This is a genomic window from Desulforhopalus glucosivorans (assembly GCF_054397165.1).
On sequence record NZ_AP044854.1, the window covers coordinates 2,592,522 to 2,614,895 of the forward strand.

General features: G+C 41.8%; 26 protein-coding genes. 10 read left to right on the forward strand and 16 right to left on the reverse strand.

From position 1 onward, the window contains the following. Nucleotides 1-6: 6 nt before the first annotated feature. The 6 genes from ilvN to ACX6CI_RS11250 all read left to right on the forward strand — a co-directional run bounded on the left by ilvN (nt 7) and on the right by ACX6CI_RS11250 (nt 3,793). Nucleotides 7-492 carry an acetolactate synthase small subunit gene (ilvN, locus tag ACX6CI_RS11225; RefSeq protein ID WP_458778245.1) on the forward strand — a complete coding sequence of 162 codons (486 nt, stop codon included), beginning with the start codon at nt 7-9 and terminating at the stop codon, nt 490-492. Nucleotides 493-519: 27 nt separating this feature from the next. After that, nucleotides 520-1,164: a phosphatidylserine decarboxylase family protein gene (locus ACX6CI_RS11230; protein ID WP_458778246.1), complete on the forward strand. Its 645-nt coding sequence runs from the start codon at nt 520-522 to the stop codon at nt 1,162-1,164. 63 nt (nt 1,165-1,227) lie between these two features. Continuing rightward, nucleotides 1,228-1,875 carry a 16S rRNA (guanine(966)-N(2))-methyltransferase RsmD gene (gene rsmD, locus ACX6CI_RS11235; protein WP_458778247.1) on the forward strand — a complete coding sequence of 216 codons (648 nt, stop codon included), beginning with the start codon at nt 1,228-1,230 and terminating at the stop codon, nt 1,873-1,875. After that, entirely contained in the window at nt 1,872-2,402 is a 531-nt protein-coding gene (coaD, locus tag ACX6CI_RS11240) for a pantetheine-phosphate adenylyltransferase (RefSeq protein WP_458778248.1), read from the forward strand. The genes rsmD and coaD overlap by 4 nt, the downstream gene beginning before the upstream one ends. Before the next feature lie 142 nt (nt 2,403-2,544). Continuing rightward, entirely contained in the window at nt 2,545-2,937 is a 393-nt protein-coding gene (locus ACX6CI_RS11245) for a QcrA and Rieske domain-containing protein (protein ID WP_458778249.1), read from the forward strand. Then, nucleotides 2,921-3,793 carry a cytochrome b N-terminal domain-containing protein gene (locus ACX6CI_RS11250; RefSeq protein ID WP_458778250.1) on the forward strand — a complete coding sequence of 291 codons (873 nt, stop codon included), beginning with the start codon at nt 2,921-2,923 and terminating at the stop codon, nt 3,791-3,793. The genes ACX6CI_RS11245 and ACX6CI_RS11250 overlap by 17 nt, the downstream gene beginning before the upstream one ends. A gap of 189 nt (nt 3,794-3,982) precedes the next feature. On the opposite strand, the gene ACX6CI_RS11255 is transcribed toward ACX6CI_RS11250, so the two are convergent. From ACX6CI_RS11255 to ACX6CI_RS11265, 3 genes are all read right to left on the reverse strand, one after another. Beyond that, on the reverse strand, nt 3,983-6,814 hold the full coding sequence (locus tag ACX6CI_RS11255; RefSeq protein ID WP_458778251.1) for a hypothetical protein: 2,832 nt from the start codon (nt 6,812-6,814) through the stop codon (nt 3,983-3,985). Between the two features lie 11 nt (nt 6,815-6,825). Continuing rightward, complete coding sequence (locus ACX6CI_RS11260; RefSeq protein WP_458778252.1) at nt 6,826-7,431, reverse strand: GTP-binding protein; 606 nt, start codon at nt 7,429-7,431, stop codon at nt 6,826-6,828. An 89-nt stretch (nt 7,432-7,520) separates the two neighbouring features. Beyond that, on the reverse strand, nt 7,521-7,919 hold the full coding sequence (locus tag ACX6CI_RS11265; RefSeq protein WP_458778253.1) for a roadblock/LC7 domain-containing protein: 399 nt from the start codon (nt 7,917-7,919) through the stop codon (nt 7,521-7,523). Between the two features lie 397 nt (nt 7,920-8,316). Here ACX6CI_RS11265 and ACX6CI_RS11270 point away from each other — a divergent pair, with 397 nt between their 5' ends. After that, the gene (locus tag ACX6CI_RS11270; RefSeq protein ID WP_458778254.1) at nt 8,317-9,135 is read left to right on the forward strand and encodes a TatD family hydrolase; all 819 of its coding nucleotides are present in this window, start codon (nt 8,317-8,319) and stop codon (nt 9,133-9,135) included. A gap of 4 nt (nt 9,136-9,139) precedes the next feature. Next, the gene (locus tag ACX6CI_RS11275) at nt 9,140-9,826 is read left to right on the forward strand and encodes a YggS family pyridoxal phosphate-dependent enzyme (RefSeq protein ID WP_458778255.1); all 687 of its coding nucleotides are present in this window, start codon (nt 9,140-9,142) and stop codon (nt 9,824-9,826) included. A 76-nt stretch (nt 9,827-9,902) separates the two neighbouring features. Here ACX6CI_RS11275 and ACX6CI_RS11280 read toward each other — a convergent pair whose 3' ends face one another. After that, nucleotides 9,903-10,148 carry a PxxKW family cysteine-rich protein gene (locus ACX6CI_RS11280; RefSeq protein ID WP_458778256.1) on the reverse strand — a complete coding sequence of 82 codons (246 nt, stop codon included), beginning with the start codon at nt 10,146-10,148 and terminating at the stop codon, nt 9,903-9,905. 323 nt (nt 10,149-10,471) lie between these two features. Here ACX6CI_RS11280 and ACX6CI_RS11285 point away from each other — a divergent pair, with 323 nt between their 5' ends. Beyond that, nucleotides 10,472-11,677: a type II secretion system F family protein gene (locus tag ACX6CI_RS11285; RefSeq protein WP_458778257.1), complete on the forward strand. Its 1,206-nt coding sequence runs from the start codon at nt 10,472-10,474 to the stop codon at nt 11,675-11,677. A 103-nt stretch (nt 11,678-11,780) separates the two neighbouring features. Continuing rightward, nucleotides 11,781-12,068 (forward strand): integration host factor subunit alpha, encoded by a 288-nt coding sequence (locus tag ACX6CI_RS11290; RefSeq protein ID WP_458778258.1) that lies wholly within the window; start codon nt 11,781-11,783, stop codon nt 12,066-12,068. A 343-nt stretch (nt 12,069-12,411) separates the two neighbouring features. Here the strand turns inward: ACX6CI_RS11290 and ribD are convergent, their stop codons facing one another. The 12 genes from ribD to rpmF all read right to left on the reverse strand — a co-directional run bounded on the left by ribD (nt 12,412) and on the right by rpmF (nt 22,352). After that, on the reverse strand, nt 12,412-13,518 hold the full coding sequence (gene ribD / locus ACX6CI_RS11295) for a bifunctional diaminohydroxyphosphoribosylaminopyrimidine deaminase/5-amino-6-(5-phosphoribosylamino)uracil reductase RibD (protein WP_458778259.1): 1,107 nt from the start codon (nt 13,516-13,518) through the stop codon (nt 12,412-12,414). 2 nt (nt 13,519-13,520) lie between these two features. Next, the gene (gene nrdR, locus ACX6CI_RS11300; RefSeq protein WP_458778260.1) at nt 13,521-13,988 is read right to left on the reverse strand and encodes a transcriptional regulator NrdR; all 468 of its coding nucleotides are present in this window, start codon (nt 13,986-13,988) and stop codon (nt 13,521-13,523) included. A gap of 153 nt (nt 13,989-14,141) precedes the next feature. Next, the gene (gene rpiB / locus ACX6CI_RS11305; protein ID WP_458778261.1) at nt 14,142-14,567 is read right to left on the reverse strand and encodes a ribose 5-phosphate isomerase B; all 426 of its coding nucleotides are present in this window, start codon (nt 14,565-14,567) and stop codon (nt 14,142-14,144) included. Between the two features lie 25 nt (nt 14,568-14,592). Next, nucleotides 14,593-15,828 (reverse strand): beta-ketoacyl-ACP synthase II, encoded by a 1,236-nt coding sequence (gene fabF, locus ACX6CI_RS11310; RefSeq protein ID WP_458778262.1) that lies wholly within the window; start codon nt 15,826-15,828, stop codon nt 14,593-14,595. A gap of 78 nt (nt 15,829-15,906) precedes the next feature. After that, entirely contained in the window at nt 15,907-16,137 is a 231-nt protein-coding gene (acpP, locus tag ACX6CI_RS11315; RefSeq protein WP_458778263.1) for an acyl carrier protein, read from the reverse strand. 86 nt (nt 16,138-16,223) lie between these two features. Next, the gene (fabG, locus tag ACX6CI_RS11320) at nt 16,224-16,967 is read right to left on the reverse strand and encodes a 3-oxoacyl-[acyl-carrier-protein] reductase (RefSeq protein ID WP_458778264.1); all 744 of its coding nucleotides are present in this window, start codon (nt 16,965-16,967) and stop codon (nt 16,224-16,226) included. Beyond that, nucleotides 16,964-18,157, reverse strand: coding sequence for an FAD-binding protein (locus tag ACX6CI_RS11325; protein WP_458778265.1), 1,194 nt, complete (start codon nt 18,155-18,157; stop codon nt 16,964-16,966). Before ACX6CI_RS11325 ends, fabG begins: the two co-directional genes overlap by 4 nt. Before the next feature lie 21 nt (nt 18,158-18,178). Continuing rightward, complete coding sequence (locus ACX6CI_RS11330; protein WP_458778266.1) at nt 18,179-18,958, reverse strand: electron transfer flavoprotein subunit beta/FixA family protein; 780 nt, start codon at nt 18,956-18,958, stop codon at nt 18,179-18,181. Between the two features lie 40 nt (nt 18,959-18,998). Then, nucleotides 18,999-20,150, reverse strand: a complete 1,152-nt coding sequence (locus ACX6CI_RS11335) for an acyl-CoA dehydrogenase family protein (protein ID WP_458778267.1) — start codon at nt 20,148-20,150, stop codon at nt 18,999-19,001. Between the two features lie 15 nt (nt 20,151-20,165). Next, nucleotides 20,166-21,140, reverse strand: coding sequence for a beta-ketoacyl-ACP synthase III (locus tag ACX6CI_RS11340; protein ID WP_458778268.1), 975 nt, complete (start codon nt 21,138-21,140; stop codon nt 20,166-20,168). 21 nt (nt 21,141-21,161) lie between these two features. After that, nucleotides 21,162-22,154, reverse strand: a complete 993-nt coding sequence (gene plsX, locus ACX6CI_RS11345; protein ID WP_458778269.1) for a phosphate acyltransferase PlsX — start codon at nt 22,152-22,154, stop codon at nt 21,162-21,164. 9 nt (nt 22,155-22,163) lie between these two features. After that, on the reverse strand, nt 22,164-22,352 hold the full coding sequence (gene rpmF, locus ACX6CI_RS11350) for a 50S ribosomal protein L32 (protein WP_458778270.1): 189 nt from the start codon (nt 22,350-22,352) through the stop codon (nt 22,164-22,166). Nucleotides 22,353-22,374: the final 22 nt, after the last annotated feature.

Below are 22,374 nucleotides of genomic sequence, written 5' to 3' on the forward strand. Positions count from 1 at the left end.
CTATAGATGAAACATACTATTTCGGTATTACTTCAGAATAAACCGGGTGTGCTATCCCGTGTAACCGGCCTGTTCAGCGGACGTGGATTTAATATTGAGAGTCTCTGTGTAGCCGAGACCCTTGAGAAGGGAGTATCCTGCCTGACAGTTGTGTCACGGGGTGACGATGCGATCATTGAGCAAATAACAAAACAACTCCATAAGCTTATTGATGTTATCAAGGTAACGGATATCTCCGATCAAGAATTTGTTGAACGTGAGATGGTACTCATTCGTATGAAGGCCGAGTCACACACCAGAGCAGAGGTCTTACGTGTTATAGATATTTTCAGAGGTAAAGTTGTTGATGTGAGTGCAAAAAGCTACGCAGTTGAAGTTACAGGATCAGCATCCAAGATAAAAGCTGTAATAGATATATTACGCCCCATCGGCATTAAAGAAATTATTCGTACCGGAACTATTGCAATGGCCCGGGCGACAAAAACTAAATAGCTTCAACTCTCTATAACAATACATATTATGCTCACTCCTAAAGTACCTGTTGCCAAAGAAGGGTATCCTTTTATTGGTTTTAGTGCGTTTTGCACACTACTGCTCACTATTGCCGGCTACCAACTCTTGGCCGGTCTCATGTTCATTGTCACCACCTTTGTATTAGCCTTTTTCAGGGACCCCGAACGATTTGTCTCATTTGATGAGGATGCCTTAGTTTGTCCTGCCGATGGAAAAATCATTTCTATTGACGAAGTGCAAGATGATCAGTTCACCGAGCAAAAAGTCAAAAAGGTGTGCATCTTCATGAATGTATTTAACGTTCATGTGAACAGGCTTCCTTTTTCCGGCTCAGTGGAGCGGATCATCTACCATCCAGGTAAATTCTACTCAGCCGACAGTGACAAAGCGGCCCTTGAGAATGAATATGCGGCCATAGTAATTGGGCTTAAAGGCGATAAAAAAATGGCCGTTGTTCAAATTGCGGGTCTCATTGCAAGACGAATTATCTGCTGGCTTGAGCCTGGTGATATCGCAGTTAAGGGAAGACGCTTTGGTCTCATTCGTTTCGGGTCACGTGTTGATCTCTATCTACCAATGGAAACAGAACTATTTGTTACAACTGGCCAAAAGGTCAGAGCTGGAGAGACTATCATTGGTAGATTACGATAAACATCGTCAATGATTGAGATGACTGCCTTTGAAAAAAATCAACCCTAATAATATGTTAATATTGTGAGAATTATCAGTGGTTCAGCACGAGGACGAAGGCTTGTCGCACCGCCAGCAAAGGACAACGCCATACGCCCCACGGCAGACAGGGCTAGAGAGGCTTTGTTTAGTATACTTGGACAAAGGGTTCAAAATTCAGCGGTACTCGATCTTTTTGCCGGTACTGGTGCTTTAGGTCTTGAAGCTTTTAGTCGTGGAGCTAGTCGAGTTGTTTTTGTTGATAAGGGACACACCTCACTAACAGTCTTAAAAAAAAACGTATCAATCTTCCCAGACATCCATCTGCAAAACAGAGAAATTATCATCATCAAGGATGACCTGCAAAGACCTTCATTTATAAAAAAATTCCCTGAAAATACAGATTCTCAGTTCGATCTTATTTTAGCTGATCCACCCTACGGCAAGAACCTTTCACTTCCTGTTCTACAGTATATCTGTGATCAAAATCTACTCAAAGATGATGGCCTCCTTGTTATTGAAGAACGTCACAATATAGTCCTTCCAGAGACGCTTTCATATCTTGAGCTTACGAATAGGCGAACCTACGGTGAAACAGGTTTTTCATTTTACGAGAATGTTAAGACACAAAGCACCCCAGACGATAATCAAACAATTCCACCTGGTACTAACGTGAAAGGAGCAGCTCAATGAGTGAAGAAAACAGTCACGAATATTCCATCGCTGTTTATCCAGGAACCTTTGACCCTATCACAATGGGTCATGTAGACATCATGAAGCGAGCTTTGAATTTGTTTGACAAGGTTATTGTTGGGGTAGCTGTAAATTCAGCAAAAGATCCTGTTTTCAGCCTTGAAGAGCGGATTATGATGATAGAAGAAACCTTCAAAGATGAAAAGCGAATCTGCGTTGAGTCGGTCTCTGGACTTCTCGTTAACTATGCTTACGAAAAAAAAGCGAAAGCCATTGTCCGTGGAATTCGTGCTGTGTCAGATTTTGATTACGAGTTTCAGCTGGCACTCATAAACCGTAAACTTCAGCGAGAAGTTGATTCCGTTTTTCTCATGCCCGGATTTCGCTGGATATATATCAGCTCCTCAATCATTAAAGATGCCTCGAGAAACGGCGGGGACGTGAGTGATCTCGTGCCTGAGCATGTCAACAGAATGCTGATTGAGAAGTTTTCTAAGCATGGTACACAGGAAAATGAGCCGAGATAAAACCTCTCACTTCTCTATGGTGCCGCTATCTGAAACTTATCTTAACAATCATTGGCGTTATAAGACGTGGGATTCCACGTTTGACATCGCAGCTTTCTGATTACGACACTAATATTTTACAGAGCACAACTTTCTTACGAGAATGTCTTACAAACTATCACGCAGATCTATTATAGCTTGGCTTGCTGCTTTGGGCCTCAGCTACCCGCTTCTTCGTTTTATTGGCTTTAAAGTCCCACGAAAGCCGGTACTGGTTGATATACATAAACCGGCTCCAGCTAATGGTATTATTATCATGAAAGATTTTATTCTTTTTGATAAAGAAGATGCTTGCTGGGCCGTATCCAGAAAATGCACCCACCTTGGCTGCAAGCTCAATTACCTCGAAGAAAAAGATATTCTAGAATGCCCCTGTCACCAGAGTAAGTTTCACCCTACCACAGGTGCTGTCCTAGAGGGCCCTGCTAAAAACTCACTTCATTTTTTCCCGGTCGAAAAACGCGATAATGACCCACTCTATGTTGTCACAATGTAAAAAAGGGATATCTCAACTGGCTGGGTATGGAGTAGATACTTTTTACCAGATCAAATGGGGAGCCTGGTCTCTAATTGCCCTCTATTTTTCAATAGTTTCAGGAATAATCGTCGGCCTTCAATACGACTACTCGACACCATACTATTCCTCCTCAGCTCTGGATATTCTTATTCCTTACGGTTATTATTTTCGGTCTCTTCACTTTTATACAAGCCAATTTTTCTTCTTTTTTACCTGTTTTCACCTTATTGCAATCTACCAGAAAACTGAGGATTACAAACCGGTTGAGTGGATAAAACTCATAGCCACCATTCCAGTTATTATACTTCTACTTTTTACAGGATATATTCTAAGAGGAGACAGTACTGGCGCCTCAGCAGGTATGATTGCAGAGAGTATTGTTCACACCATACCAATTCTCGGAAATGTCATTGACAGTATTTTACTGTCCGTTGACAATAGTGGCCTGCGTAAGGTGTACGTCCAGCATGTAGTTGGCCTCGACGTTATCTTATTTATTCTTCTCTGGAGCCACCTAAGAATATATAGAATAAAATTAGTCAACTATTTACATATCAGCGCTGTAATGCTTCTATTCTCCTCAGTCATCTATGCTCCAATGGATCCTGAAAAGCTGGGAACGACCTATATAGCTGGGCCATGGTTCTTCCTGGGCCTTCAAGAGCTTTTACGATATTTTGACCCGGTGATAGCTGGTGTAATCGTGCCGATCATCTTTGTAGGGCTCATATTCTCAATACAACCCTCACATCCTAAACATAAATTATATATAAAGTTACTTTTTTTCTTTCTTCTCATTTATGCTGGATTAACTGTTGTAGCATATATCAGATAAAAAAAAGGTTGCTCCGTAACAACGGGGCAACCTTTTATCTTCTACTATTACTCTACAGTTACAAGACGATTTATCTATTCAATATAACGTGATAAGCAGCTAAATTTTATCAATTTTCAACACCTGAGACTTCTTTTTTTGTTGTAATTTTCAAATATTGTTCAAGGTACATTTTTCAGGAGTAAGGCACTACCCCTCTTCCCGTCCTTTTTTGAGCTCACTTATCTCGTCCTGTAAACTCTTCCTAAGACTTGATATCTCGTCCTTAATATTTACGGGCGGCTCACCTGAACCACCTGGTGACTGTTCTGCCTCGATATCATTGAGCACATCGTCTTCAAAAGTCATAACCTCATCGCTGGGATTACCAAGCTCCTGAACGAATAAAGGTGCGGCCATTTTGGCACTATCAGCGGTTTTTCTGCTATCATTTGAGATTATCTCTTGCTGCCAGGCCAATACCTTAACCGTCTCTGAAAGAATCAAATTCTCTTTCTTATCTGTTTCTTTCTGGCTCAGTGCTAATGCATCATAAACTGATTTAAGAAGCTCATATGCACTACTACCTGCTTCATAGCGGTATCGATCAATATGAGTTGCTACCGATCGCAGAAGAGAGACAAAGGTTCGATCAAGGGGTTGTCCAACAAACTTTTCGTCAAGCATCTGCAGTTCGTCTAATAAACCGGAGAGAACATTATCTTCGAGTTCGAGCCCGGCAGCTTCGATACACGAAGCTAATCCATCAAGATCACAAACAGTGTCTACGACTACAGAATCAGTTTCACTAGTCGCATCAACAGACGGCTCAATATCCGGTACATCGAGTGGTTCCACTACAGGATCAGCACCATCTGAAAGCGAAGCAATTCCGCCAACAGCTGCAACGCCGGCTAGCTCATTTATTTCTTTATGTTCTGTTTCAAGTGATTCTTCAACTAGTTCAAAAACAACTTCTTCATCGATACTATCTTCAATATCTACAGCTACTCCAGTACTATCATCTGCGTCAAGTCCCATGGATGGGAACATATCGTTTGCTGAATCTTCGCTACCAAAATCATCACTGCCGAAGAAATCATCGAGTTGCCCCTCAATGTCCGTGGAAATATCGTCTTCACTCTTTTCCTCCGCGATTGCAGAAGATGATTCTTGTCCTGCTAAATCAAATTCATCGTAGCTGACAGGAGGCTCAGCAGGTGTACTATCCTGTAACGCTTCCAAAGAATCAGATATCGGCCCTGCTTCCTCTTCTATCTCACTAGTCGTAGAAAGATCAGGTTCAAAACTTAGATCCTCATCAAGCTCCAGAGGCCCTTCGTCTGAAATTTCATCAGAGTCAAATTCCGTCTTTTCAACCGACTGTTCTTCCTCAAAGAAATCAAGAACAGTATCTGAAATCTCATCTTCTAAACCATCAGACTCAATGACTTGATCTAATTTTTCGGCGTTAAATAAACTAACCTCATCGTTATCTGCTAAGGCAGGAGCAAGTTCACCTTCTAAAACCGGCAGCGCTTCTTCATCAGAATCATCGTCTGCTTCAGATTCAACATCAACTCCTTGAAGAGCAAAACTTTTATCAATAGAGCTGAAATCTGCAACAACCTCATCTTCACCGTCATCAGGAAAGGTTACCTGAATAGGATCATCTTCGATTTGCACAGATTCCTCTGCGAAATCTGATGCAACAAGTTCATTAGCCTCTTCAGATATAGGTGAATCAGTAAGAGAATCATCGTCAAAAGAGAGTGCAGGAGAAACATCTCCCTCATCACTATGAAGAACTGCAACGTCTTCTTCGTCTTCTTCATCACCTTCTTCGACATCGACACCCTGAAGAGCTGTACTCTTATCCACAACCTCAATGTCACCGCTATCAGAACCACCAAACTGACTTTCCATTTGAGCGGCTAATTGTTCAGTTGGTTCACGTTCATCTACAAAACTATCTTCACCAAAAAAGTTAGCTACGTGGTCATTAACATTATCTGGATTTTCTATACCTAGAGCAGCTGCCTCTTTATCGGCCTGAAAGCCCATCACATCGTCTTCTGGAAGATCCGAAAAAGCAGGGGTAAGTGAACCTGCCGACTGACCAGGAGCATCACCATCCTGGTTTTCATTCCTACGATTAATTTTCTCGGGAGATATCGTTTCACCGAGCAGAGATTTAAACTCATTAAATCTTTCTACTGCTGGAAACAGTATGGCCTTTTCTTCATCCACACTCATCGGAGAATCGACAATCTTTTCTAAACTATCATAGAAAAGGTGTAATACTTTGAAAGCATCTGCATGGGAATCACTTTTTTTGACCTTAATATACGCACCAATGGTACCTAAACCCTGCAATAAGATCAATTTAGGCCTGCTTCCAGCAAACAGTGTTTCAAGGCGTACCACTTCTTTTCTGAGAGCACTGAGATCATCATCGGTTATCTCCCAATCAATGCCTAAAACAATTGCTTTAAGATTGATAAGTTCACTCTCTCCGCCAGCTAGAGCACCAGAGGCAACTTCCTCAACTACTGTACGAGGAGCTACCGCAGAAACCTTTTTTCCAGGCGTCTTAAGGTGTGACTTTAAATCTTCAAATCGCTTAACATCTTCAAGGAGAATCGATTTTTTCTCACCTGCTGATAAATCATCGGAAGTGACTATCTTTTCAAGGTTATGATATAGTGTTAAAAGAAGTTTAATGGCACTGGGATGTGACTCAGCTTTTTTCTGGTAGATATACTTACTCAACTTCTCAAGGGCCTGAACGTAGACCAGATTGATCTTCTCACCTGCCCAGATGTCTTTTAAATCTAGCAACTCCTCATTAAATTCCATGAGGACATCATCTGTAATCTCCCAGTCTATAGAGAGTACGAGACTTTTTAAACGACTTATAGGTGATTCTTCATCAGGAGTATAGTCAAAAAGGTCCTCAGCGCCGGTATAATAGGAGTCATCATATTCGCCGCTGCTATCGGTCAAGTCGTCATCGTATTGATTTTCAGTATACTGTTCCACCACAGCTCTCTCTAGAGTAATTTTTTCTGAATTGAAATCACAGAAGAAGATATTATTTTTTTCAATGTCGGCGCTACATTATAACCTGTAATGGCGCTTGCCTCAAAGTAAGGAACTTTCAATCGACTATTGAGATCTTTATCTAGAACTTCTGTTGGTAATATGGGAATACCATGCTCTTTGAGATCAATTTTATTATACTGCATGACAAGAGGTATCTTGAATATACTCTCTTTGTAGGATTGCAAGTTCTCATGAAGTTGATTGAGGGATCGAATATTTTTTTCCCTCTGTTTTTCCATAGCATCAGCGACAAAAACGATACCATCAACTCCACGAAGCACCAATTTTCGCGTGGCGTTATATTTTACCTGCCCTGGAACAGTATAGAGCTGTATTTTAATATCATAGCCTTTGATTTGGCCCATATCAAAGGGTAAGAAATCAAAAAATAAGGTTCTGTCACCGTGGGTCTTCAGACTTACCATTTCAGATACAATCTGTTTTCGATATGTCCGATTAATATATTCTAAGTTTGTGGTTTTCCCACATCGGCCAGGTCCGTAATAAACAATTTTAACCTGAACGACTTTGTCTTTTAAGTTGATAAAACTCAACGTTTCACTCCCTATCGGCGTATCGCCAAATAACAATCCTTAAATAACAATTCAGCATATTACGACTACTTGAATATGTGCTGACTATGTTATTGTTTGTCCCATATAGACCGTATTTTTTCTATTACATCCACTACGTTAAGACGCAAAAATCCAAGAGAAATATCACGTCCAAACATTGAGATCAGCAACAATTCATCATCAATCTTACTAAAATGTATGTTCGACTCTTGCCCTTTATGAAAAAGCAACGAAAACTCCTGCTCTCCAACGAGTTTTGCCATCGCGTCAACGGTTGCAAAATTTCCTGCGGCTAATGCAGCAAAAGAATACACGTCATACTTACTTTCACCATTATCTTTTGCAGTTATTATATTTCCAGCCATGTCAATAATAATGACACAATCGACACCGAGCTTTATCAATTTTTCCGATAAAATCCCATCTATCTGCTCGAGTTGTTCTTGACTGACAATCCCATAATTCATGCCACAAACCTCATTGTAAAGTTGGTTGCTACGATCAGCTTAATTGAAGGTCAAATAAAAAAATAATTCTTTTATGTGATTTAGATATTTGAAAATACGACTAGCTACTATACGAAGAAACAATTTATTTATTCAAATAAAGAAATAACTATTCCCTTGTATCTTCTATGATTATAGTACTTTCATATGTGCAAAATATACAACAAAATTTTACTGTTAACAATATACGACAGATTTCTTACGATATGAAGAACTATTTTACCTATTTATAACAATTTCATCCCTCTGACGATATATTCTGGTTAATGAGCATCCTAATTCCATGCATATCTTCTATTTTTGGCCTTTCAGCAAAAGTGTACAATTTTACCAAACAACATTATAAGGCGATTTTCTTTTGAAAAAATTACAACCTGACTTTCCCACGCTACCAGAAAACCATTACCTGGTTGACAGCCATTGCCACCTGGATATGGAGCTCTTTAAAAATGATCTTGATGAAGTCCTTGATCGAGCATCTCTTCATGGTGTGCAAACTACTATTACAATTGGCATTGATGTTGACAGTTCTCATAGCGCTGTCGAAATCGCGAAAACGTACCCAAATATTTACGCAACAATCGGTGTACATCCCCATGAGGTCGACAAACTCAATGAAGATGCGTATGAAGTTCTTCGATCACTATACCAGGCCAACTCGGACAATATTGTTGGATACGGCGAAATAGGTCTGGACTATGTTAAAATGCACTCCCAACCTAAAAATCAGCGTTTTCATTTCAACAAGCAAATAGATTTGGCGACTGAACTTCAACTACCTATTATTATACATAACAGAGAAGCTGAGTCCGACACGCTACAGATACTACGCAGTAAAAAAGATTTTCTTCAGGGTGGTGTTATGCACTGTTTTTCTGGAGACTACGATTTTGCCAGGCAGATTATTGATTTAGGAATGATAATATCCATCCCTGGAATCGTTACTTTTAAAAATGCTACCACGCTCCACGAAGTTGTAAAAAAAGTCCCCATGGAGAATATGATTATAGAAACAGACGGACCTTTTCTTAGCCCTCACCCTTTTCGTGGGAAACGTAACGAACCTGTCAACGTCCTTTTCACTGCTGCCAAAATTGCAGAACTAAAAAATATCGATATATCAGAAGTCGCTCACCAGAGCACTTCTAACGCACGTAAACTTTTCAATCTAAATTGACAACATGATTGCCAGCAACCTTCGACAAATAAAAGAAACCATTCAATTAACAGCCATTAAATGCGGCAGACCCCCTACAGACATAAAACTTATTGCAGTATCAAAGCGTTTTTCTGCCGACAAGATACAAGAAGCTTTCCTGGCTGGCCATGAGCTTTTTGGTGAAAACTATATACAAGAAGTAACGGTTAAAAAGCCCCTCATTCCAAAAGAAGCTAAAATTCACTTTATAGGCAACTTACAAAGCAATAAGGCGAAAGTAGCAGCTGAGTGTTGTGATATGGTAGAAACCGTTGACCGGGAAAAACTTGGCCGGGCATTAAACAAACATTGTGCAAAACTTGGCAAAACACTCGACATTCTCGTACAGGTTAATATTGGGAATGACCCAAACAAATCTGGCGTTGCAGAAGGTATGGCAGCACCCCTGCTTACAAAACTCAATGAGATGTCAAACTTAAAAGTCTGCGGGCTGATGACCATCCCTCCTCTCACCAATAGTAAGGAAGAAAGTAGATTCTATTTTCGAGAATTACGAAAGTTGTCTGAAAAACTTAACAATCAAGGATTATTTCCAAAAACCGACAGGATAGAATTATCGATGGGAATGTCTGGAGATTTTAATATCGCTATTGAGGAAGGAGCAACAATCATCCGCGTCGGTACAGCAATTTTTGGACAAAGAAGTTAACGTTAGCCTAAACAAAAAAGGGGCTATATCTCAATTATGAGACAGCCCCTTTTTTCAAATAATTTAATTTTAACAATTATTTTCTTTTTGATGCTCGCTTTGCTGCTTTAAGAGGGTTGATGCGTACTGTTACAACATTTATCTCAGGTTTAGCGTGGGTAGCAAAATTACACATGCCCAGTTTCCACTTTGCCTCAGGATAAAGATAACTCTTGCAGTACTGAACACCTTCTTGCTCAACAACTCGTCCGCAACCATCACACTTTTCGGCAATTGGCTGAAAACGGCCATCGGCATAACTTACTGTGGTCTCATTTTTCATATTGTAGTCCTCCGACCCATCAAAATACTTACTGGTTTTCACCAGAAAAAAGCTCTAACAGCTATGATTAATTATTGTCAATAATTCAAGAACCAAACAATATAGCAAGCCAAACCGCACAACACAAGCTGTTTTTAAAATTATTTGCCTTTTTCTTTTGCCTTTTTAAACATAAAATTTGTCTATTTTAGTGATTTAATGGCATAAAAATTGTCAAAAGGTTGAAAACAATAACTGCATGATATATAATCGTTATTGCGTACTCGATCAATTTTATTTTCTAATAAAAACATTGCTTAAGGTTAGCACAACTGGAGAAGGGAATGCCAACGTATATCTGGAAGGGGAAAAACTCATATGGTGAAAAGCGCAAAGGTGAACTTGAGGCCCCTGACCTTGCATCAGCTACTTCTCAAGTTAAACGACTTCGAATTAGTGGTGCTGTTGTAAAAGAAAAGCCAAAAGATATCCTTGAGAACATTTCCATCTTAAAACCAAATGTTACAGGAAAGGACATTGTTATTTTCACGCGTCAGCTCTCAACGATGATTGATGCGGGCTTGCCTCTTGTTCAGGGCCTTGAGATTTTAGAGAAACAACAGAGTAATAAAACGTTTAAAGAAGCTTTAGGTGAAATCAGATCAGATGTTGAAGCAGGTTCTACACTTGCTGATGCCATGCGCAAACGACCTAAAATTTTTGACAACCTTTTCACAAACATGATAGAGGCCGGTGAGACAGGAGGTATCTTGGACACTATTCTATCAAGGCTGGCTGGCTTCATGGAAAAATCCATGGCCTTGAAGAAGAAAATCAAGGGTGCAATGACATATCCTATTATCTGTATTGCCATCTCTATATTAATTCTCGCCGTGATATTAGTTTTTGTTATACCTGTCTTCCAGACCATGTTTGAAGATTTTGGTTCTGCTCTCCCCCTTCCGACTCAGATAGTTGTCGCTATGAGTGAGTTTTTAAAGCACAACTTCTTATACATTATCATATTTTTCCTTGCTCTCTTTTGGGTTGTCAAAAAAATTTACTCCACAGAAAAGGGACAAATTGCAATCGATAAAGGATTGCTCTATTCCCCTGTTGTTGGAGTATTACTCAGAAAAGTGGCCGTAGCCAAATTTACGAGAACCCTCAGCACCATGCTTCAGAGTGGTGTTCCTATCCTCGAAGCTCTTCAGGTTGTTGCAAAGACCTCTGGTAATAAAATAATTGAGAGAGCAGTATTTAGGGTTGGCGATTCCATTGCAGAAGGTAGACCTCTTGCTGACCCATTAGAAGAAACTGGTGTTTTCCCTAATATGGTTGTGCAAATGATTAATGTTGGAGAATCTGTTGGTGCCCTTGATGCCATGCTTGAGAAAATTGCAGATTTCTATGATGAAGAGGTGGATCAAGCAGTGGAAAACCTCACCGCGATGATCGAACCCTTTATGATGGTTTTTCTTGGTGGTATGATCGGTGGTCTTGTTGTAGCCATGTATCTACCTATATTCAAAATCGCTTCTGTTGTATAAATGTAAATATGATAGTTTTTTCTTCATAGAATTTGACTTTCCCTGTCCAAAGTATATGATTAATAAAGGTTAATTTACAGACCAATTAATAATGGAGAGAAATATGACACTTACGAAAGCTGATCTCGTTCAGCAGGTATATAAGAACCACGAGGAACTCACTAAAGCACAGGCAACAGATTCTGTTGAGGCTTTTTTAAGAATTTCAAAAGAATCGTTGATTGGTGGGGCGGATCTGCTACTAAGTGGTTTTGGTAAATTCAACGTCAAAAATAAGACATCCAGACGTGGCAGAAATCCACAAACAGGAGATGAGCTAACCCTTGATGCTCGGCGAGTTGTGACATTCAAACCTTCAGGAATCCTCAGAGATAAAATTAACGCATCGTAATTGCTACATATTGGTTAACCAATTAACCTCTTAAGTTACTTATGACTCCCCTAAGTGTTACCCACTTAGGGGAGAGTCATTTCAACAGTTGAATATCATCGCTCTTAATGAGCAAGCATCTATTAGACTATTCCCACACACTCAAGCGAAAATGATAGCTATCACAGTCATGACCGCAATTGCTTGGCCTCTTTTATTTCAAAAGCAGAATATACAACGTCCAGTCACTGAGACACTATTTTATAAGCTTTAATACATCGCTTATATTCAGATAGTGAAACATAAGCATTTTACATATCTGTGCATTAACACAACTTATCCGCTACGATAAGCACAAATTTACTCAGATATCAGTGGGATAAAGAATCTTACCACGGACCAACATATCCTTACCATATGATTCAAATACGGGTTGCTCTAATTTAGGAGATAGATCTCGGGATTTAACATCGAGATTAGCAGTAAGACTTTGCCCCGAATCACCAGCAAATACTGCTCCGTAAAACAAATAAGCATAGTCATATAACTCTTCAGCGAGCAGACCTCCATGGAGTATGGACCCACCTTCTACCAGTACAGATGAAATACCTTGTTCAGCAATTTTCCTTAGAGCTTGCTTCAAGTTAATCCCATTTGACGTCTTATCCACAGTGAGAACACAAACACCCTGTTGTTCAAACATCAGTCTACGATCAGAATCAGCTTCCTTAGAGCATATAACGTAAGATTTTCCTTCAGAACTATTTACATACACCTTCGCAGACAGAGGAGTCGTCAGATGAGTATCGATAATTATCCTGGCAGGGTCTCTATGGTCGTTCCCAACCAGTCTGGTCGTAAGAGACGGATTATCAGAGAGGATTGTTTTAGAGCCAACCATTATTGAATCGTAGCGATCCCTAAGTTGATGCACCTTCAGACCAACTTCTTCTCCGGTCATCCATCCAGGCACTCCTCGCTGATAATTAAGCCTGCCGTCAAGACTAACCCCAGCTTTCATCACCATATATGGTAAGGAGGTTTTCATGCACTTTATAAAGGGGAGATTAATATCAATACATTCTTTTTCAAGAATTCCATAAACCACCTCTGCACCACTTTCACGCAAGTATAAAATCCCTCGACCGTTAACGACAGGATTCGGATCTTTCATCCCGACCACAACACGTGATATACCTGTTTTGGCAATAGCCTCACAACATGGCGGCGTCTTTCCGGTGTGACTACATGGTTCCAGAGTCACATAGATAGTTGTACCCTTAAGATTTCCTGTTGCATTGTTTATGGCGTGAATTTCAGCATGAGGGGTTCCCGCTTTTTTATGATACCCCTTACCAACCACCTTGCCATCCTTTACAATAACAGCACCAACAACAGGATTTGGTGAAGTACGCCCTACTCCTTTTTTTGCCTCATCAATGGCAAGCCGCATGAACTGCTCATCAGTCATCACTACTCACCATCTGTTCTGGCATCCAGTAAGCTCTTGAGCTCATCCATAAACTCGTTCACATCCTTAAATTGCCTGTACACAGAAGCAAACCTGACATACGCAACCTCATCAAGCTTGGATAAACCATCCATAACCCATTCACCGACAACATTTGCTGGGATTTCTTTAGCACTGTAATCTTGTAGTTTATGCTCAATATTATCTGCAAATTCATCTATCATATCACGGCTAACGGTCCGTTTCTCACATGCTTTTTCAAGACCTATGACCAATTTATGTCTGTCCCAAGATTCGCGTCGTCCATCCTTTTTCACAAGGACTGGAAGCATAACCTCTAACCTCTCATACGTGGTAAACCTCTGATCACACTTAAGACACTCCCTGCGCCGTCTCGTTATTGTCGCATCCTTGTTCAGTCGCGAATCGATAACCTTGTTATCAAGGTGCTCACAATAGGGGCATTTCATGAATATTCTCCTCACTTATAATTACAACAGGTCTATCAAGAGTTAAAACACAATAGCATCTTAAAATTATAATACCCTTAATATACAAAATAAAAAAGCCAGCTTTACAAATGCAAAGCTGGCTTTTTATCAATTTATCAATCTGAAAAATTATTAACTAAATTTATCAATTCTGCTCTGATGTCTACCACCAGCAAATTCAGTTTCAATCCAGACCTTTACCATCCGTAGCGCCAAGTCTTCACTTAAAACTCGGGCACCTAGGCATAGTACGTTGGAATTATTGTGTTCACGGCTTAAAGAGGCAGTATTCTCATCGAAGCATACAGCTGCCCTGATGGCCATATTACGATTAGCGGCAATTGACATCCCAATGCCAGTCCCACATACCAAAATGCCACACTCAGCACACTTATCTGTTATAACATCAACTGCTTTTTGTGCATAATCAGGATAATCAACAGAGTCGCTTGAATTGCATCCGACATCAGTAACGCTATGTCCCTGAGCTTTAAGAAATTCCGTTATTTTTGCTTTTAATTCATAACCGCCATGATCTGCTGCAACGACTATATTCACGTCAAACTCCTTATCCTAATTCTGCTTAGATCTTTTTCATCGCAACAACAGCATTGGTACCACCAAACCCAAACGAGTTTGAAATCGCAGCATCAATTTTCATATCGCGGGCTTCATTTGGGACATAATCCAGATCACATTCAGCACTTGGCTCATAATGGTTAATGGTCGGCGGGGCAATTTGATGACTCACACTAAGAGCTGTAAACACAGATTCAATGCCACCGGCTGCCCCAAGCATATGCCCGGTCATAGACTTTGTGGAACTCACAGCAAATTTTTTGGCATGATCTCCAAAAACTGTTTTTAGTCCATGGGTTTCGCACTTATCGTTTAGAGGAGTTGACGTACCATGGGCATTAACATAATCAATATCTTCAGGATTGAGCTTCGCATCCTTTAAAGCCATTTTCATAGCTCTAACACCACCCGCACCATCTTCAGGAGGTGCAGCAATATGATACGCATCACTGCTCAACCCATATCCACAAACCTCTGCGTATATCTTTGCTCCACGAGCTTTGGCGTGTTCATAATCTTCTAATATGAGCATGCCTGAACCTTCAGACATAACAAAACCATCACGGTCCTTATCAAATGGTCTGGAGGCCTCCGATGGATTGTCGTTTCTGGTAGAAAGAGCCTTCATTGATGAAAATCCAGCAACACCAAGACCACAAATAACCGCTTCAGTACCACCTGAGACGACCATATCGCACATTCCATACTTGATGTGCCTATAGGCTTCACCTACAGCATGGGTACCTGCGGCACAAGCTGTTGTGAGACAGAGATTAGGGCCGGTACTATTAATGTCCATGGAAATATGACCTGAAGGCATATTAGGTATAACCATGGGGATAAAAAATGGAGTCACCCGCTTAGGACCTCTATCAAGAGAAACCTTATGGTACTTTTCAATGGTAGGTAAACCACCCATCCCACATCCAGTAATGACACCTACTCTATCCTGATTACCCTCAGTCACTTCAAAACCACTATCCTGCAGTGCCATACGAGCAGCTGCAACTCCATATTGGACAAAGAGGTCAAGGTGCTTTGCAGCTTTTTTCTCAAAGAAATCCTCTGCGTTAAAATCCTTGACCTCTGCAGCAATCTTCACCACGTAATCACTGGTATCGAAACGAGTAATGAGATCAACTCCACTCACACCGGCACAGATGTTTTTCCAACTTTTATCAACCCCTGTTCCCAGAGGCGTAACTAACCCGACACCTGTAACTACTACCCTTCGCGTCACAATGAAACTCCTTTCCTTTTATTGCCACACTGGACTACTGTGGGAAAATAAAAATAGCTGCTCTATAATATTATACTATTACTTCTGCTTATTAACGTAATCAATTGCATCCTGAACAGTACCAATTCCTTCGGCATCTTCATCTGGAATTTCAATATCAAAGCCTTCTTCCATCGCCATGATCAATTCAACGAGATCAAGAGAATCTGCACCGAGATCATCTACAAAAGATGCCTGAGGTACAACCTTATCTTTTTCTACGCTCAACTGCTCGACAATGATATCAATCATTTCTTGTTCTATAGCCATCGTGTTCTCCCTTACTAAGATTTGACATGGTTACTCACACTTACCATGCTCAATTTTGTTTTAAAAAATTGTAATCCTCATTCAGATTACATGTACATACCACCATTAACATGCAGCGTCTGACCTGTAACATACCTACCATCGTCAGAGACGAGATATGCAACAGCACCTGCAATATCTTCACAACTTCCAAAAGCGGCAAGAGGAATTTCACTCTTGATCTGTTCCTGAGTACCGCTTTCAAGGAGATCTGTCATCTCCGTTTCAATATATCCAGGCGCAACGCAGTTAACAGTTATATTTCTTGATGCATACTCACGGGCCATGGCTTTTGAAAATCCAACGAGTCCTGCTTTGGCAGCAGAATAATTTACCTGACCTGCATTACCTGAAAATCCGGAGACGGAGGTGATATTAACTATACGCCCGGATTTATTTTTCATCATGGACCTTGAAGCGGCTTTGGCACAGAGAAAAGCTCCTTTGAGATTAGTATCTAACACACTATCCCAATCCGACTCTTTCATCCTGGCCATTAAACCGTCACGGGTGATTCCAGCATTATTAACAAGAATATCAATAGAACCAGCCTCTTTCAAGATTGCCTTGAATGCATCTTGAACAGCCGTACCGTCAGCTACATCAAAGCCAACAATTTGACCGTTACCACCCGCCTCTTTAATACGTTGCAACGTTTCTTCTGCAGCCTCAGATCTGGAAACATAGTTTACGTATACAAAAGCCCCAAGGCTCGCAAGCCGCAGACAAACAGCTCTTCCGATACCTCTGCTTCCACCCGTAACGACTGCCACCTTACCGTCTAAACTCATCCTTTTCGACGCTCCTCAATTTTTACAATCAATTTAGGCACGATTTCGAAAATGTCACCTACAATACCATAATCAGCAACATCAAAAATTGTAGCATTTTTATCCCTGTTAATCGCAACAATGGTCTCAGCAGACTGCATTCCTGCAACATGCTGAATGGCACCGGAGATACCACAGGCGATATAGAGTTTAGGAGCTACAGTTTTTCCAGTTTGCCCAACCTGATGGGGATATGGAATCCATCCTGCATCAACTACAGCGCGAGATGCAGAAACATTTGCATCCATAGTATCTGCAAGCGTGCGTATCAACTCAAAGCCCTTGGCACTTTCAAGCCCCCGGCCACCTGAAACAAGAACATCAGCTTCCTGGATGTTAACATTAGAAGCTTCTGCAACGACACTTTCAAGAACACGAACACCACTGACCAGTGTTTCGTCCGCGAGAGGTATCTCAATAATCTCGCCAGTACGCGCACCATCAAACTCAAGTTCCTTCATAACTTTTGGACGAACAGTGGCCATTTGCGGTCTGGAAGTTTCACAGACAATCGTTGCCATGATATTTCCACCAAATGCCGGCCTCGTCTGTAAGAGAGCACCATCAGATTCACGGATTTCAAGCTGCGTACAATCTGCGGTCAACCCTGCATTAAGCTCAGTGGCCACACCTGGTATAAATGACCGGCCGATTGCAGTAGCACCAGCCAATATAATCTCAGGTTTGTGCTCGCGAATCAACTTTGTAGTGACACTACTGTATACATCTTCTCTAAAGCTTACAAAGGCATCGTTGTCCGCGACATAGACCTTGTCTGCACCATGTGCAATAAGGCGCGTGGCTGTATCACCTGTGCCACATCCCAGAAGCACAGCACTCAACTGTACGCCCCGCTTGTCGGCGAGCTCCCGACCAATTCCGAGGAGTTCTAAGGAAACCCCGGCCAGTTCACCGCCTCTAAATTCACAGAAGACCCAGACACCTTTCCATGAGGAAAAATCATCTTGCTTTTTGGCTTCTTGAACCTCAAGGGTAATTGCTTCATATTCACAACTTTCAACACAGGCACCACAAAGTGTACAACTATCACCGGCAACGGCAAGCCCATCAACAACCTCAATGGAACCAAATGGACAGCTGTCTTCACAAATACCGCAGCCTATGCATAATTCTTTACTAATTTTTAACATATCAGGATCATCCGGTATTTCTTATAGGTATGGAACAAGCTTGTCGACAAGTTGGTCAATCTGCTCATCGATGGTTCCCTCAAGCACTGCACGTTCTGCTCTTGCCTGGGGTGGAAAGACATCCACAACTTTAGTAGGAGATCCTGGTAATCCAATACAAGAAGGATCTGCACCAATATCTTCAGCCGAGTAGGTAATAATCTCAGCCTTCTTGGCCTTCATCTTACCTTTCAGAGACGGTACCCGAGGTTCGTTGATATCTTTTACCACTGTGACAAGGACAGGAAAGTCAACAGCCACTACATCATAGCCATCATCCATCATCCTTTCCATAATCAGTTCCTTGTCGTTTGCCTCACGTACTTTTTGTACGCAGGTGACAAAGGGAATGCCTAATCTGGTGGCAAGTCCTGGACCTACTTGAGCAGTATCGCCATCAATGGCTTGCTTTCCGCAGAGAATAAGATCATATTCGCCAATCTTTTTCAATGCATTTTCAAGGGTATAAGCAGTAGCCCACGTATCTGCACCGGCAAAAGCGCGGTCTGATACCAGTACCACTTTATCCGCACCACAACTAATGGCAAATCGAAGCATTTCCTCTGCCTGAGGAGGTCCCATGGTCAGGGCAATGACTTCCCCGCCATGCTGTTCTTTTAACCGTACGGCTTCTTCCAAAGCGTGCTGATCATAAGGATTCATAATGGACTGAACCCCTTCTCTTGCGAGTGTGTTTGTCACTGGATCCAGGCGTACATCCTTGGCATCTGGAACCTGTTTGATACATACTATAATTTTCATGTAAATCTCGTTATCTGGGTGTTGAGCGATGGAGCTATTATCACTTGGAGTATTCTTTATTGAGTTCCTGTCCGATAACGTTGCGCTGAATCTGATTGGTTCCTTCATAGATCTGAAGAATTTTAGCATCCCTCATCATCTTTTCAACCGGGTACTCACACATATATCCATAGCCACCCATAACCTGCACTGCATCAGTACTCACCTTCATTGCCATATCAGTGGCGAAGGTCTTACACATTGCTGAGGCTTTAGACATATCTTTTGGATGTGCCTGAATATGTTTCGCTGAGGCGTAAACAAGTGACCGAGCGGCTTCAACACCAATAGCCATATCTGCAAGGAGATGTTGTACTGCCTGAAAGGCAATGACAGGCTTGCCAAACTGTTTTCTCTGCTTGGCATAGCTGGCAGCCTCATCAAGGGCACCCTGACCAAGGCCCACACCAAGAGACGCAATACCTGGTCTTGAAAGGTCGAGAGTCTTCATAACTGTGATAAACCCTGTTCCCGGTCGACCGATAACTCTATCTTTAGGAATTCTACAATCCTTAAAAATAAGCTCTGTTGTGGAAGATGCGCGAATTCCCATTTTCTTTTCTTTTGGTCCGCAAGAAAACCCTGGATCACCTTCTTCGACAACGAACATTGTTGCGCCACGGGCACCGCGGCTACGATCGGTAATGGCTACAACAGTATAGATCTGAGCCTCTCCACCGTTGGTAATCCACTGTTTTGTACCGTTAATTACCCACTCGTCACCATCGAGTACTGCTGTGGTCTGAATACCAGAGGCATCTGAACCAGCGTTGGCCTCAGTGAGACCGAATGCACCGAATTTTTTACCAGCTGCGACATCCGGGAGATATTTTTGTTTCATCTCCTCGGAACCGGAAATGATAATTGGATACACACCAAGGAAGTTTGCCGCAAAGGCAGTACCTACCCCAATACATCCTCGACCCAATTGTTCAACAGCTAAGACAATATCAAAACACCCACCACCAAAACCACCGTACTCTTCTGGAATTGGCACTCCAAAAAGGTCGGCCTGGGCCATTTCATTTAAAATTTCCCGGGGAAACTCATGTTTTTCGTCGAGTTCTGCTCGGTTGGGTATTATGCGCTCATCAGTGATTTGTCGAGCGATATCGACGATCATCTGCTGTTCTTCTGATAAAAAATAATCCATGTTCAAATCTCCTGTCTACCACTTAATCAGGGCTGCTCCCCAGGTAAAACCTCCACCAAAGGAACAGAACAAAACCATGTCACCTTCAGCTATCAATCCTTTACTATTTGCATCATCTAATGCAATAGGGATAGACGCAGCCGATGTATTACCATACTTAGAAACGTTTATAAACACCTTATCCTGGGGCACTTTTAGGCGGTCTACCAGCTTATGTAATATTCTGATATTTGCCTGATGCGGAATGACAAGGGAAACTTCATCAATACTCACACCTTTATTTTTAAGAAGCGTATTCACTGAGTCTTCCATAGCCCTGACGGCATGTTTAAAGACCTCACGTCCTTCCATACGAATAAAGGCTCCATTATTACCTTCGACTTTTAACTCAGGATTTGAACTTTCAGGGCCGTGCATATGTAAAAGTTCCCAAAGGCTGCCATCGGAAAGCATATGAGTTCCAATGATACCTCGATCACCTTCCACATGACCAAGCACAGCAGCTCCAGCGCCATCGCCAAATAGGATACAGGTATTACGATCTTCCCAGTCAAGGCGACTGGAAAGGGTCTCAGCTCCAATCACAAGCACCTTCATGTTGTGATCAGCTAAGATATATTTATAGGCGAGATCAAAGCCGTAGAGAAAGCCTGAACATGCGGCATTTAAATCGTAAGCAAAGGCTTTACTTGCACCAATCTCTTTTTGCACAAAACAGGCGGTGGATGGCATCTGCATATGTGAACTGATTGTGCCGACTACTATGAGGCCAATTTCATCCGCAGTAATGCCTGCAGCTTCCATTGCACCCAGTGCAGCTTTTGAGGCAAGCATATAGGTCTGCTCATCTTTTCCACCTATATGCCGTGATTCAATACCGGTTCTGGTCCTGATCCACTCATCGTTCGTATCAACAATGGATTCGAGATCCACGTTAGTCATCACTCTTTTCGGCAAACAAGAGCCGGTACCCAATACAACAATTCCCATTACATCTCCAAATATTCGGCGTTACACCGCCAGTCCTTTGAGAATATCGTGATTAATGTTGCCTTCGGCCATCTTTCTGGCCTCAAGTACCGCATTTTTGATAGCCTGGGAACTGGACTTACCATGACAGATAATTCCTATGCCATCGATTCCCAAGAGCGGTGCACCACCATATTCAGCATAGTCAACACGCTTTTTAAAAGACTTAAAAGCCTTTCTGGCAAGCAGATAACCGATTTTAGCAAGCGTTGATTTCATGATTTCATCACGAAGCATTGCCATTGCAGCATCAGCCAATCCTTCACTCACTTTCAAACAGATATTACCGACAAAGCCATCACATACGATTACATCAACATCACCCTGAAAGACATCTCTTCCCTCAACATTACCGATGAAGTTAAGGTTGCTGTTTTCAAGGAGTGGATATGTTTCTTTAATCAGACTATTGCCCTTTCCTGTTTCTTCCCCAATGGTCAGCAATCCAACACGAGGTTTGTCCAAACCATGAATACTGGAAAAAGCGGAAGCCATTACGGCAAACTGAAATAAATGTAGAGCTTTACAGTCTACATTCGCACCAATATCCATAAGGACAACAGGCTTTTTTCTCGTAGGAAATATTGAAGCGATACCAGGTCTTGCAATCCCGTCCAGTCGACCGAGTTTACGAATAGCAGCTGCCATTGTTGCACCGGAATTTCCAGCACTGACAGCAGCATCCGCTTCACCACTCCGAACAAGATCAAACGCAACCATAACAGATGCATCTTTCTTCTTTCGAATAGCATCTACCGGATGCTCATTCATCTCTACAACCTGGGATGAATGAACTATTTTAATCGAACTTGCAGTTTTGGAATCAGGGGCAAGGGTCTCAAGATGAGATCGAAGAATACCTTCATCTCCGACAAGACTAACCGTTAGGTCAGCCTCTTGGATGGCTAGCAACGCCCCGGCGATTAATTCCTCTGAGCCATGGTCTCCGCCCATGGCATCCAGGGCTATATGCACAGCGGTCTCCTATTCTACTTCAGCATCAAGGGAATAAACGGTTCTTCCCTTATATGTACCGCAGTTACCACATAGACGATGTGGCTGCTTTGGCTCACCACATTCGCTACATACTGAAAGACTAGGAGCGGTCAGTGCATCATGCGCTCGTCTTTGACGGGTACGGGAACGGGAGTGTCTTCTTTTAGGTACGGCCATTTTATCCTCCAACTTTGGTATA